Source organism: Streptomyces sp. SPB162 (assembly GCF_029504575.1).
Taxonomy (GTDB): domain Bacteria; phylum Actinomycetota; class Actinomycetes; order Streptomycetales; family Streptomycetaceae; genus Actinacidiphila.
The window spans coordinates 876,614-890,000 of sequence record NZ_JAQFII010000001.1; the positions used below are offsets into that span (position 1 = coordinate 876,614).

The 13,387-nt window shown below is 67.2% G+C and carries 11 protein-coding genes, 2 rRNA genes and 1 riboswitch (1 of these 14 only partly in view); of the genes, 1 reads left to right on the top strand and 12 read right to left on the bottom strand.

Going from position 1 to position 13,387, the window contains the following annotated elements; all coding sequences use genetic code 11:
- Positions 1-126 precede the first annotated feature (126 nt).
- A riboswitch (glycine riboswitch) is annotated at positions 127-224 on the bottom strand.
- Positions 225-350: 126 nt separating this feature from the next.
- A complete protein-coding gene (locus M2266_RS04040; RefSeq protein ID WP_277436864.1) occupies positions 351-728 on the top strand; it encodes a PRC-barrel domain-containing protein in 378 nt (125 codons plus the stop codon).
- Positions 729-743: 15 nt separating this feature from the next.
- On the opposite strand, the gene M2266_RS04045 is transcribed toward M2266_RS04040, so the two are convergent.
- From M2266_RS04045 to M2266_RS04100, 12 genes are all read right to left on the bottom strand, one after another.
- The gene (locus M2266_RS04045) at positions 744-2,114 is read right to left on the bottom strand and encodes a DNA polymerase IV (protein WP_277436865.1); all 1,371 of its coding nucleotides are present in this window, start codon (positions 2,112-2,114) and stop codon (positions 744-746) included.
- Between the two features lie 57 nt (positions 2,115-2,171).
- Positions 2,172-2,780 (bottom strand): MerR family transcriptional regulator, encoded by a 609-nt coding sequence (locus tag M2266_RS04050; RefSeq protein WP_277436866.1) that lies wholly within the window; start codon positions 2,778-2,780, stop codon positions 2,172-2,174.
- Positions 2,781-2,971: 191 nt separating this feature from the next.
- Positions 2,972-3,445, bottom strand: a complete 474-nt coding sequence (locus M2266_RS04055) for a bifunctional nuclease family protein (protein ID WP_031518684.1) — start codon at positions 3,443-3,445, stop codon at positions 2,972-2,974.
- 81 nt (positions 3,446-3,526) lie between these two features.
- A complete protein-coding gene (locus M2266_RS04060) occupies positions 3,527-4,264 on the bottom strand; it encodes a MerR family transcriptional regulator (RefSeq protein WP_277436867.1) in 738 nt (245 codons plus the stop codon).
- Positions 4,265-4,323: 59 nt separating this feature from the next.
- A complete protein-coding gene (locus M2266_RS04065) occupies positions 4,324-5,163 on the bottom strand; it encodes an FHA domain-containing protein (protein ID WP_346780865.1) in 840 nt (279 codons plus the stop codon).
- A 125-nt stretch (positions 5,164-5,288) separates the two neighbouring features.
- The gene (locus M2266_RS04070) at positions 5,289-6,185 is read right to left on the bottom strand and encodes a DUF881 domain-containing protein (RefSeq protein ID WP_277436868.1); all 897 of its coding nucleotides are present in this window, start codon (positions 6,183-6,185) and stop codon (positions 5,289-5,291) included.
- Between the two features lie 7 nt (positions 6,186-6,192).
- Positions 6,193-6,525, bottom strand: a complete 333-nt coding sequence (locus tag M2266_RS04075) for a small basic family protein (RefSeq protein ID WP_030364457.1) — start codon at positions 6,523-6,525, stop codon at positions 6,193-6,195.
- Entirely contained in the window at positions 6,522-7,475 is a 954-nt protein-coding gene (locus M2266_RS04080) for a DUF881 domain-containing protein (RefSeq protein ID WP_277436869.1), read from the bottom strand. The genes M2266_RS04075 and M2266_RS04080 overlap by 4 nt, the downstream gene beginning before the upstream one ends.
- A gap of 63 nt (positions 7,476-7,538) precedes the next feature.
- Positions 7,539-10,034, bottom strand: a complete 2,496-nt coding sequence (locus tag M2266_RS04085) for a mannose-1-phosphate guanyltransferase (protein ID WP_277436870.1) — start codon at positions 10,032-10,034, stop codon at positions 7,539-7,541.
- Between the two features lie 23 nt (positions 10,035-10,057).
- A complete protein-coding gene (locus tag M2266_RS04090; RefSeq protein WP_277436871.1) occupies positions 10,058-10,666 on the bottom strand; it encodes a CDP-alcohol phosphatidyltransferase family protein in 609 nt (202 codons plus the stop codon).
- Positions 10,667-10,776: 110 nt separating this feature from the next.
- Positions 10,777-10,893: ribosomal RNA gene (rrf, locus tag M2266_RS04095) — 5S ribosomal RNA — on the bottom strand.
- A gap of 78 nt (positions 10,894-10,971) precedes the next feature.
- A 23S ribosomal RNA gene (locus M2266_RS04100) occupies positions 10,972-13,387 on the bottom strand; it runs 707 nt beyond the window's last position.

Genomic DNA, 13,387 nt, shown 5'->3' on the forward strand with positions numbered 1-13,387 from the left:
GCCTCCCCCTCTGTCATCACAACCTGAGAGTTTCGCCGTGCTGCCTAAAGCACGACTTTCACCGTCGGTGAGAACGCGCCCCGCGCATGATTCATGCCCGGCGCCCGCCCTGCTTTCCAGAGTGACCTCATCCATGCGGTACCGGTTGCCTGAGAGATTCCGGGGAGGATTTGCTCCTTCGGCGCCCCCGACACGATCTCGGAGGACTCTCCCGCATGGGGTCTGCAGCCGCCGTTCAGCCTACCAGCGGGGATGGGGGCGGATTCCTCGCGGATCCCTCGAGTCGACACCGCCCCCGATGTGGCCTTTGGTAGGTCTAGGCGAGCAGCACCGATCTCTTGGAGGGACCGTTGCAGACCGATATCGATCCGCGCAGCCTGATCGGCCGCCGGGCTCTGGACAGCGACGGAGCGAAGATCGGCACGGTCGACGAGGTGTACCTCGACGACGCCACCGGCGAGCCCGAGTGGGCCGCGGTGCGCACCGGACTGTTCAGCCGTGACGCGTTCGTACCGCTGGAGCCGAGTGAGGTCGTGGACGGGCAGCTGCGGGTGCCCTTCCCCAAGGCCCTCATCAAGGACGCCCCCGACTTCGGCGTGGGCCGCCACCTCTCCCCCGAGCAGGAGATCCAGCTCTACCACCACTACGACATGGACGTGCCGTCCGCGGGATCCGAGACCCCGCGCTCCGACGACCACGACTTCGGCCGCCTTGCCGGCGAGGACTGAGCCACCGGCGACGGGTCAGGGCACCAGGGGCAGCGGCTCGGCCGCCTCCAGTTCCGGATCCTCCACCGCGAACGTCCGCACCCGGCCCGGTACGCGGTCCGTAGGCCGCTCGAAACGCACGGTCACCCGCCCCACACCGCTGCCCTGCACCCATCCGGCACCGAGCGCCGCGTGCCGTACGTCCTGCCCCGGCATCCACCGCACGGCCCGCGGGGGCTCCGCCGGAGGCGGCGCCGGACCGGCCGGATCCGCCGCCTCCCGCTCGGCGAGCTCCTCCGCCGCGCGTACCGCGGCGGCCTCCGCCACCTGCTCGGCCTCGAGCTCGGCCGCCTGGGCGAACAGGTCCTCCTGGGTGAAGTCGGCGAGCCCGGTCACACCCACGCCCAGCAGCCGGACGCCGTGGGCCGTGTCGACGACCTCCAGCAACCGCCGCGCGGTCTCCCGCACCACTCCGGGGTCGTCCGTGGGCGCCCGCAGGGTCTCGGACCGCGTCAGGGTGCTGAAGTCGTAGCTCCGCACCTTGATGACCACCGTCCGCCCCGACCGGCCCGCTTCCCGCAGCCGCCGCACACAGCGGTCCGCCAGCCGGTCGAGTTCCGAGCGCACCCGGAAGCGGTCGGTGAGGTCCACGTCGAAGGTGTCCTCCACCGAGACCGACTTCGCGTCGCGGTCCGCGACCACGGGCCGGCTGTCCAGGCCCAGGGCCATGGCGTAGATCGAGACGCCGTGCGCCTTGCCCAGCAGCTGCACCAGCTCGGACTCCCCGGCCAACGCCACCTCCCCGACCGTGCCGATCCCGGCGCGGCGCAGGTGCTCACCGGTCGCGGGCCCGACGCCCGGCAGGACCCGGACCGGCATCGGGTCCAGCAGCTCCCGCTCGGTACCGGGCTCGACCACCATCAGACCGTTCGGCTTGCCCTGCTCGGAGGCGATCTTGGCGAGCAGCTTGGAGCCCGCCAGGCCGACCGAGGCCGTCAGCCCCGTGGCGGTCCTGATCCGCGCCCGCACCCGCTCCGCCACCTCGCGGGGGGCCTCGGTCGTCCCGCCCGCCTCCAGGTCCACGAAGGCCTCGTCCAGGCTGAGCGGCTCCACCAGCGGCGACAGCTCCCCCAGGATCCCCATCACGGTCTCGCTGACCCGCCGGTACAGCTCGAAGCGGGGAATGAGGTAGGCGGCGTTGGGTGCGAGGCGCCGCGCGTGCGCCATCGCCATCGCGGAATGGACGCCGTGCACACGGGCCTCGTAGGACGCGGTCGCGACGACGCCGCGCGGCCCGAGACCGCCGACCACGACCGGCTTGCCCCGCAGGCTCGGCTTGGAGGCCTGTTCCACCGCGGCGTAGAACGCGTCCATGTCCAGGTGCAGGATCGTCGGAGCGGTTCTCACATCACCGATGCTCCCGCACGGCACTGACATCCACCGTACGGACGTACGGCGAAGGGATCACCCCGCGCGGTTCCGGCGCCGCGCCAGCTCGTCCGAGGGGTTGTGGCCGGCCAGCGTCTCGCCGGTGTCCACCCGCTCGCCGTGCAGCTGCGACAGGGAGCTCTCCACGTCCCGCCACACCACTCCCACGGCGATCCCGAAGACGCCCTGGCCGCCCTGGAGCAGGTCCACGACCTCATCGGGCGACGTGCACTCGTACACGGTGGCGCCATCGCTCATCAGGGTCATCCGAGTGAGTTCGGCGGGTGCGGTGGTGCGCAGATGGCGTACGGCGGTGCGGATGTTCTGCAGGGACACCCCGGTGTCCAGGAGCCGTTTGACGATCTTGAGGACGACCACGTCCCGGAAGCCGTAGAGGCGCTGCGCACCCGATCCGTAGGACGCCCGGACACTCGGCTCGACCAGGCCCGTGCGCGCCCAGTAGTCCAGCTGGCGGTAGGTGATGCCGGTCGCCGCGCACGCCGTCGGCCCCCGGTACCCCACCGTCTCGGTCTCCGGTTCCGCCGCGCCGGCCGTCGCGCCGCCGACCGGTTCCGGCTGCCGGGCCAGGGCCCCGCGGGTGGGATACGGGCCGCCCGTGGCCATACCGTCGCCGGTGCTTCTCACGCCGCCCTCCGTCCCTTCGCGTCCCGGTCGGCACGTGCACGTGCCAACGGGACTTTCCAACTCGACGGTAGGCAGTCACTCGCGGTGCGTCAACGATCGCCACACTCGGCACGCCGAGTGATATCAACCCCAAGAGTGGTTTCGCGTGCCCCGAAACGGGGAACGGCTAGCCGAATGGGCCAAAAAGCCCGCTACTGGTTGCTCGTGCCGAAGTCCTCCGGCGAGATCTGGTCCAGGAACTCGCGGAACTTCTCGACCTCGTCCTCCTGCTCGTCCGGAATGGCGATCCCCGCGTCGTCCAGCACGCCGTCGCTGCCGTAGATCGGCGTCCCGGTGCGCAGGGCCAGCGCTATGGCGTCCGAGGGGCGGGCGCTGACCTCGACGCCGCTGGCGAAGACCAGCTCGGCGTAGAAGACGCCCTCCCGAAGATCGGTGATGCGCACCTCGGTGAGCGTCTGCCCCACCGCTTCGAGCACATCCTTGAACAGATCATGGGTCAGCGGGCGAGCAGGCGTCATGCCCTGCTGCGCGAAAGCGATGGCCGTGGCTTCTCCAGGCCCGATCCAGATGGGCAGATACCGGTCGCCTCCTACTTCGCGCAGGAGCACGATCGGTTGATTGGAGGGCATTTCGACCCGGACACCCACGACGTCGAGCTCGTTCACACAGCAACCCTAGGACGTGCCCGGCCGGTTTGGGTAGTCGGGCATCCCGCACGGCGGACTTGACAGGTATCGCGCAGCTGCTCAGAAGAGTCGCAGGCGAAGGGCGGACTGGACCATGGCGGCGTGCAGCCGGACCGACAGCGCCGCCAGTTCCCTGGCGGTTGTCTCAGCATGCGTACGCGTCTGCGGGTTGCGGTGCCGCCGCAGCGGGGCGACCACCTGCTCCACCAGGCCGACCTCCCGCTCGGCGGCGGCCTTCACCGCGCGCAGATGGCGCGGCTCGAGCCCGAAGCGGCCCATGTCGACGATCAGCTTCCCGATGTTCACCGCTTCGGCGTCGTAACCGCCGTCACGGCCGGCCTCCACGAGACCGTAGGACTCCCACTGCTCGAGATCCCCCGGCGCGGCCCCCGTGGCGGCCAGCAGCGCCTCACGGCCGATCCGCAGCTCACCGGCGCTCTCGGCGCCGGCCGGGTCGTCCACGAGCTCCCGGGACTCGCCCGGCCCCGGCAGCGGGATCTGCTCGCCGCGGTCGAGCGCGTCCAGGTGCTCGCGGATCACACGCAGCGGCAGGTAGTGGTCCCGCTGCATCCGCAGGACGTGGCCCAGTCGCTCCACGTCGCGCATCGCGAACTTCCGATAGCCCGAAGGAGTGCGCTGGGGCTCCACCAGGCCCTCCGCCTCCAGGAAACGGATCTTGGAGATGGTGACCTCGGGGAACTCGTCCTGCAGGTGGGTGAGCACGGCCCCGATGCTGAGCAGCCGGCCATCCGCGGTGGCGGTGCCGTTTCCGGCCCCGCCTGACGGTGTTCTGAGCATGGACCTTCCCTGTGGGGTCCCCCCGGACGGAGTCTCGGGGGGTCCCCCCGGACCAGAAGTCAGATGCCCCGCTGGCTCGCGTAGAAGACCAGTCGGTACTTGCCGATCTGGACCTCGTCGCCATTGGCCAGGGACACCGCGTCGATCCGCTCCCGGTTGACGTACGTGCCGTTGAGGCTGCCCACGTCCGAGACCGTGAAGCCACCGTCACCCGCACGGCGGAACTCCACGTGCCGGCGCGAGACGGTGACGTCGTCGAGGAAGATGTCGCTCTGCGGGTGACGGCCGGCCGTGGTCAGCTCGCCGTCCAGGAGGAAGCGGCTGCCCGAGTTCGGACCGCGGCGCACCACCAGCAGGGCGGAACCGATCGGCAGCGCGTCCACCGCCGCCTGGGCCTCGGGGGACAGCGACGGCGTCATGGTCTGACCCGTCGCCTCGGCCTCGTAGGCCTCGAGACCCGAGATCGAGATCGTGGACGTGGTCTCCGACGGCCGTTCTGACGGAGCCCCGGCGCGCAGCGGCGCACCGCAGTTGGAGCAGAAGCGGCTCGCCTCCGCATTGGTGTGCCCGCACCTCGTGCATACCGGCAAGGCCGTCATGGACTGAGCCTCCTGCCGCGGATCGCCCGCGGGGATGTTCGAAGCGTACGCACCGGAGGGAAACCCTCCACCCGTACTTGAGGTTGATGGTTCCCCGAAACCTATGCGGCCGGACGTGGCAGGGTCAACAGACGCCACACCTTGTCCGCCCGAAATGTCGCTACGTCCCCCGACAGGCTCATCGCGGAACAGCGGCCGCTCCTCGACCGGCCCGTCCTCCTGCCCATGGCGCGGGGCACGATGGCGCGCGGTGGCGGGATCGCCGGCCGCCTTGGCCTGCCGCGCGCTCTTGCCGAACAACTTCCCAAAACAACTTCACGGGCGCTTCCCCTTGACCGAAACAGACCCGCCCGTGGGGCAGGACGAACCCTCGCTACACACAGTTTCCAACACGGACCACCCCGAGCATGTGCCGACCCCCCGCGTCACTGCGATGACGACCGAGCGTAGTCAGGCTGCTTCGATGGCCGCAAGGCGTCCACGACGATCTTCTCAGACCGGACGACCTCCGCCGTGGCCTGCTCCTTCTTCAAAGTCTGCACCACTCCGCCGGGAATGTTGAGCGCCGGCTCCAGGTCCTGCGGGTTTCCGATGACCTTGAACCGGTAGGGCTGGGCGACTTTGTGGCCGTCGATCTCGACGCCGTCCGAACCCTGGGTGAAGTACGTGTCCGCCACGACCCGGACGTCGTTGATCTGGATCGCCTCGGCGCCGGCCGCCCGCAGCTCCTGCAGGGTGTCCAGCAGCTTGTCCGCCTCCAGGCCGCCCTTGGGGTCCGCGATCGTCAGATTGATGCCGGGGCCCTGCGCGGCGACCGTACCGGCGAGCACACCGAGCTGCTGCGCCTTCTGCTCGGTCTGCTTGCGAGCCTCCTCGGCCTGGTTGGAGCTGGTCTCCAGCTCCGAGCGCTGCGTCTCCAGCCGGCGCTTCTCGTCCTGCAGCCGCTGCGTCCTGTTGTCGAGCTCGGTCAGGATGCGCACCAGGTCCTCCTGGCGGGCGCCCCGCAGGGCCCCGCTGTCACTGGTGGAGCGCACCTGGATGGCCAGGCCCAGACCCAGCACGAACAGCAGCAGCGCGACGATGAGCTGCGCCCGTGACATCCGCGGCGGCCACAACCCCGCCAGCAGCCGCTGCCGGCCCGTCTCGCCGGACGCCCGCTTCACGGGCCCGGGTTCGGGTTCGGGAGCGGCAGTGGGCACCTCGGGCGGCAAGGGCGTCCCGGGCGGCGTCGGCACGCCGCCCGGCTCGGGCACACCCTTCTCTTCGGGCACGCCCGCCGGCTCGGGCGTCGTGGGGCGCTCGGAACGTTCTTCGTCGCTCATACGCCGATCACGCCCGGAAGACGTGGCGGCGGATGGCCGCCGCGTTGGAGAAGATGCGGATGCCCAGGACCACGACCACGCCCGTGGACAGCTGGGCGCCGACGCCGAGCTTGTCGCCCAGGAACACGATCAGCGCGGCCACCACCACGTTGGACAGGAAGGAGACGACGAACACCTTGTCGTCGAAGATCCCGTCGAGCATCGCCCGCAGACCGCCGAAGACGGCATCGAGCGCGGCGACGACGGCGATCGGGAGATAGGGCTCGACCACGGTCGGCACGACGGGGCGGACCACGAGTCCGACCACGACTCCCACGACGAGGCCCAGTACGGCGATCACTTCGTACCCTTCCCTGTTTCGACGGCGTTTTCGGCGGCGTTTGGCTTCGTATTGCCGGGCACCGGCTTGGCGTAGCGCACGATGAGACTGGGGGCGGCCGGCAACCGCACCTCGTCCTGCGCGGAGATGCTGGTGCGGATCCCGTAGCTCTCCTGCAGCACGTGCAGGTACTGCCCGTCCGCGCTCTCCTGGAAGGCCGTGGCCAGCCGCTGCCCGTCCCCGATCGCCAGCACCGTGTACGGGGGCGCCAGCGGCTTGTTGTCGACCAGTATGGCGTCCCCGGCGGCGCGGATCGCCGACAGCGCCGTCAGGCGCTGGCCGTTGACGGAGATCGCCTCGGCCCCCGACGCCCAGAGCCCGTTGACGACCCGCTGCATGTCACGGTCGCGCACGCGCCCGGTGTCGGAGAAACCGTTGCTCTCCCGGGGGCCGCCGCCGTTCCCCGTCGACGCCTCCTTGGCGTCGTCGACGACCAGCTTCACCCCCGGACCCTTGACGGGCGTGGCGCCCGCCTCCAGCGCCACCAGGGCGGTACTGCCGCCGCCCGTGTCGCCCAGGGCGGCGCGCTGCTTCGCGTCGACCTCGTCCCGCAGCCGGTCCACGTTCTTCTGCAGACCGTCCGCGTCGCTCGTGCCGCTCTGGATGCGCTCGATCAGCTTCTGCCGCTCCAGCGCCACCGTGGGCGCCGCGACGTTCGCCTGCGCGGCCCCGAGGGTGACGACGAGGGCGGCCAGCACCAACCCCACGGCCAGCCCCAGCTTGGCCCGCAGCGTGGTGGGCAGCCGTGAGCTGCCCACCACGCCACGACGCTCCGCCGCCTCCGCGTAGCCGTCGTCGAGGCTGTGATCCATGACGTTGGTCAACAGCGACATCGAGGCGTCGGGGCGCCGTGGCGGGGCGTTCGGGCTGGGGCTGCTCCCATCCTGGTGCTGCTGCGGCATGCCGCACATCGTTGCACGTCGGGGCCGCTCCACTCGAACGGCCCCCTCGCGGCGCGCCGTTCGGGCCCGGAATCAGTGACCCGCGCCCTCCACGATGGTCGCCCACTCGTCGAGCAGCGCCTGCGCGGAGGCGTCGTCCGGACCTTCCGCCCACAGATGGGTGACCGCTTCCGCGGGGTCGGGCAGGACCATCACCCAGCGGCCGTCGGCTTCCACGACCCGGACACCGTCGGTGGTGTCCACCGACCGGTCGCCCGCGGCCTCGACCACGCTTCGCATCACGAGCCCCTTGACCGCCCACGGCGTCGCCACGTCGCGCCGCAGCACATGGGCGTGCGGGATCCGGGCGTCGATCTGGCTGAGCGTGAGCTGCGTACGGGCCACCAGGCCGATCAGCCGCACGAAGGCCGCCGACCCGTCGAAGACGCTGCTGAACTCGGGGATGATGAAGCCGCCCCGGCCGTCTCCGCCGAAGATCGTGCTCTCCTCCCGGCCGACCCGCGTGAGGTCGTCGGGCGACGTCGTCGTCCACGCCACCTGCGTGCCGTGGTACGCCGCCACCTGCTCGGCGATACGGGTCGTGGTGACCGGCAGTCCCACCCGTCCGCTGCGCCGCTCGGCCGCGACCAGATCCAGCATCACCAGCAGCGCGCGGTCGTCCTCGACGATCTTGCCGCGCTCGTCCACCAGCGACAGCCGCTCGCCGACCGGGTCGAAGCGCACGCCGAAGGCCGCGCGCGCCGAGGCGACGATCTCGCCCAGCCGCACCAGCCCGGACCGGCGCTCCTCCGCAGTCTCCGTGGGCCGGGCCTCGTTCAGCCCGGGGTTGATGGTGAAGGCGTCGACGCCCAGCCGTCCGAGCAGGCTCGGCAGCACCAGGCCGGCGCTGCCGTTCGCCGCGTCCACGACGACCTTGATCCCGGACTCCGCGACGCCGGAGGTGTCGATCTCCCGCAGCAGCGAGCCGGTGTAGGAGTCGAAGACGCTCGAGGGGAAGCGCAGGTCACCGATCTCGCCGGGGAAGGCGCGCCGGTACTCCTGGCGGGCGAAGACCCGGTCCAGTTTGCGCTGCCCGCCGGCCGACAGGTCCGCGCCGCGTTCGTCGAAGAACATGATGTCGACGGAGTCCGGCGTGCCCGGGGTCGTGCGGATCATGATGCCGCCGGCGGCGCCGCGCGCCGTCTGCTGCCTGGCCACCGGCAGCGGGACGTTCTCCAGGTCCCGGACGTCGATGGCACTGGTCTGCAGGGCCGAGATCACCGCGCGCTTCAGCGCTCGCGCGCCACGCGAGTGGTCTCGCGCGGTGGTGACGGTGGAACCTTTCTTCAGCGTGGTGGCGTAGGCGCCGGCCAGCCGCACGACGAGTTCCGGGGTGATCTCGACGTTGAGGATTCCCGAGACACCGCGCGCACCGAACAGGTTCGCCTGGCCCCGCGACTCCCAGATGACCGACGTGTTGACGAACGCGCCGGCCTCGATGGTCTTGAACGGATAGACGCGGACGTTGCCCGCGATGACCGACTCCTCGCCGATCAGGCACTCGTCACCGATCACGGCCCCGTCATCGATCCGGGCGGCCCGCATGATGTCGGTGTTCTTGCCGACCACGCAGCCGCGCAGATTCGTGCCCTGGCCGACGTAGACGTTGTCGTGGATCACGGCCTTGTGCAGGAACGCCCCGGACTTGACGACCACGTTGGAGCCGATGACGGTGTGTTCGCGGATCTCCGCGCCGGCCTCGACCTTCGCGTAGTCCCCGATGTACAGGGGTCCGCGCAGGACGGCGTCGGGGCTGACCTCGGCGCCCTCGGCGACCCAGACGCCCGGCGAGATCTCGAAGCCGTCGAGGTCGACGTCGACCTTGCCCTCGAGGACGTCCGCCTGCGCCTTGATGTAGCTCTCATGCGTGCCGACGTCTTCCCAGTAGCCCTCGGCGATGAAGCCGTAGACCGGCTTGCCTTCCTTCATCAGCTGCGGGAAGACATCACTCGACCAGTCGACGGACGTGTCGGCGGCCACGTAGTCGAAGACCTCGGGCTCCATGACGTAGATACCCGTATTGACGGTGTCGGAGAAGACCTGGCCCCAGGTCGGCTTCTCCAGGAAGCGTTCGACCTTGCCCTCGTCATCCACGATCGTGATGCCGAACTCCAGCGGGTTGGGCACCCGCGTCAGGCATACGGTGACGAGTGCGCCCTTCTCCTTGTGGAATTCGATGAGCTCGGTGAGGTCGAAGTCCGTGAGGGCGTCGCCCGAAATCACAAGGAAGGAGTCGTCCTTGAGCGCCTCTTCGGCGTTCTTCACACTCCCGGCTGTCCCGAGTGGCTTTTCCTCGTTCGCGTAGGTGAGCTCCATGCCAAGTTCTTCGCCGTCCCCGAAGTAATTCTTGACGAGAGAGGCGAGGAACTGCACGGTCACCACGGTCTCGGTGAGACCGTGCCGCTTGAGCAGCGTCAGCACGTGCTGCATGATCGGCCGGTTCGCAACCGGCAGCAGGGGCTTGGGCATACTCGAGGTCATAGGGCGAAGGCGTGTGCCTTCACCGCCGGCCATCACGACGGCCTTCATGTCGGAAAAGTCCTCCTTGCGGCTCAATCAGCCTTGGCGTCCATCCGCACCAATCTGCGGACCTGCACTACATAGAGGATCCCTGCCCACCAGTACAGAGTTGTACCCCATCCGGCGAACGCCCATCCGCAGATCGCGGCCAGCGTAGCGAGCCATCCACTGCCGTCACTCAGCAACAACAGCGGGAAGGCGTACATCAGGTTGAAGGTGGCGGCCTTGCCCACGAAGTTCACCTGCGGCGGTCCGTATCCGTTCCGCCGGAGGATCAGGAGCATTACCCCCATCATCACCTCTCGGGCCAACAGCAGCAACGGCAGCCACAAGGGGAGGATGTCCCTCCAGGTGAGCCCGATCAGTGTGGAGACGACGAACAGCCGGTCCGCGGCCGGGTCGAGGAGCCGGCCGAGATTGCTGACCTGGTTCCACCGACGCGCGAGCTTGCCGTCCAGATAGTCGCTGATACCGCTGAGCGCGAGCACCAGCAGGGCCCATCCGTCGGCCTTCGGCCCGCCGAACTCGGGCCACAGGATCAGCCACAGGAACACCGGCACGCCCGCCAGGCGGGCCATACTCAGGATGTTGGGGATCGTGAAGATCCGATCCGTTTGCACCCTTGTCTCCTGGACCTCCACCGGGGGGCCCCTCCTGTATGTACGTGCCGATGATTCCACCCGACCCTACCCCAGACGACAAAAAGGCCTGACCTCGGATCGAAGATCCGAGGTCAGGCCTCGTAATAATTGTTCGGCGGCGTCCTACTCTCCCACAGGGTCCCCCCTGCAGTACCATCGGCGCTGAAAGGCTTAGCTTCCGGGTTCGGAATGTAACCGGGCGTTTCCCTAACGCTATGACCACCGAAACACTATGAAGTTAACCAACCGGGTATCATCACGGTTCGTTACTTCAGAACTACACAGTGGACGCGAAGCAAAAATAATTAGACAAGCCCTCGGCCTATTAGTACCAGTCAGCTCCACCCGTTACCGGGCTTCCACATCTGGCCTATCAACCCAGTCGTCTACTGGGAGCCTTAACCCCTCAAAGGGGGTGGGAATACTCATCTCGAAGCAGGCTTCCCGCTTAGATGCTTTCAGCGGTTATCCTTTCCGAACGTAGCCAACCAGCCATGCCCTTGGCAGGACAACTGGCACACCAGAGGTTCGTCCGTCCCGGTCCTCTCGTACTAGGGACAGCCCTTCTCAATATTCCTACGCGCGCAGCGGATAGGGACCGAACTGTCTCACGACGTTCTAAACCCAGCTCGCGTACCGCTTTAATGGGCGAACAGCCCAACCCTTGGGACCGACTCCAGCCCCAGGATGCGACGAGCCGACATCGAGGTGCCAAACCATCCCGTCGATATGGACTCTTGGGGAAGATCAGCCTGTTATCCCCGGGGTACCTTTTATCCGTTGAGCGACGGCGCTTCCACAAGCCACCGCCGGATCACTAGTCCCGACTTTCGTCCCTGCTCGACCCGTCAGTCTCACAGTCAAGCTCCCTTGTGCACTTACACTCAACACCTGATTGCCAACCAGGCTGAGGGAACCTTTGGGCGCCTCCGTTACTCTTTAGGAGGCAACCGCCCCAGTTAAACTACCCACCAGACACTGTCCCTGATCCGGATCACGGACCGAGGTTAGACATCCAGCACGACCAGAGTGGTATTTCAACGACGACTCCACCATGGCTGGCGCCATGACTTCACAGTCTCCCACCTATCCTACACAAGCCGAACCGAACACCAATATCAAGCTATAGTAAAGGTCCCGGGGTCTTTCCGTCCTGCTGCGCGAAACGAGCATCTTTACTCGTAGTGCAATTTCACCGGGCCTATGGTTGAGACAGTCGAGAAGTCGTTACGCCATTCGTGCAGGTCGGAACTTACCCGACAAGGAATTTCGCTACCTTAGGATGGTTATAGTTACCACCGCCGTTTACTGGCGCTTAAGTTCTCAGCTTCGCCACACCGAAATGTGACTAACCGGTCCCCTTAACGTTCCAGCACCGGGCAGGCGTCAGTCCGTATACATCGCCTTACGGCTTCGCACGGACCTGTGTTTTTAGTAAACAGTCGCTTCTCGCTGGTCTCTGCGGCCACCCCCAGCTCAGGAAGCAAGTTCCCTCACCAGTTGTGGCCCCCCTTCTCCCGAAGTTACGGGGGCATTTTGCCGAGTTCCTTAACCATAGTTCACCCGAACGCCTCGGTATTCTCTACCTGACCACCTGAGTCGGTTTAGGGTACGGGCCGCCATGAAACTCGCTAGAGGCTTTTCTCGACAGCATAGGATCATCCACTTCACCACAATCGGCTCGGCATCAGGTCTCAGACTTAATGTGTGACGGATTTGCCTATCACACGCCCTACACCCTTACCCCGGGACAACCACCGCCCGGGCTGGACTACCTTCCTGCGTCACCCCATCGCTTACCTACTACCACCTTGGACCGGCGGCTCCACCACTCCCCTTTGCCCGAAGGCTCCAGGACGGCTTCACGGCCTTAGCATCAGAGGGTTCGATACTGGGCGTTTCAAAGCGGGTACCGGAATATCAACCGGTTGTCCATCGACTACGCCTGTCGGCCTCGCCTTAGGTCCCGACTTACCCTGGGCAGATCAGCTTGACCCAGGAACCCTTAGTCAATCGGCGCACACGTTTCCCACGTGTGTATCGCTACTCATGCCTGCATTCTCACTCGTGTACCGTCCACGACTGGCTTCCGCCGCCGCTTCACCCGGCACACGACGCTCCCCTACCCATCCCCGCACCCGTTAGGGCTTCACACGGGAATGACACGACTTCGGCGGTACGCTTGAGCCCCGCTACATTGTCGGCGCGGAATCACTTGACCAGTGAGCTATTACGCACTCTTTCAAGGATGGCTGCTTCTAAGCCAACCTCCTGGTTGTCTCTGCGACTCCACATCCTTTCCCACTTAGCGTACGCTTAGGGGCCTTAGTCGATGCTCTGGGCTGTTTCCCTCTCGACCATGGAGCTTATCCCCCACAGTCTCACTGCCGCGCTCTCACTTACCGGCATTCGGAGTTTGGCTAAGGTCAGTAACCCGGTAGGGCCCATCGCCTATCCAGTGCTCTACCTCCGGCAAGAAACACGCGACGCTGCACCTAAATGCATTTCGGGGAGAACCAGCTATCACGGAGTTTGATTGGCCTTTCACCCCTAACCACAGGTCATCCCCCAGGTTTTCAACCCTGGTGGGTTCGGTCCTCCACGAAGTCTTACCTCCGCTTCAACCTGCCCATGGCTAGATCACTCCGCTTCGGGTCTTGGGCGCGCGACTCATTCGCCCTATTCGGACTCGCTTTCGCTACGGCTACCCCACACGGGTTA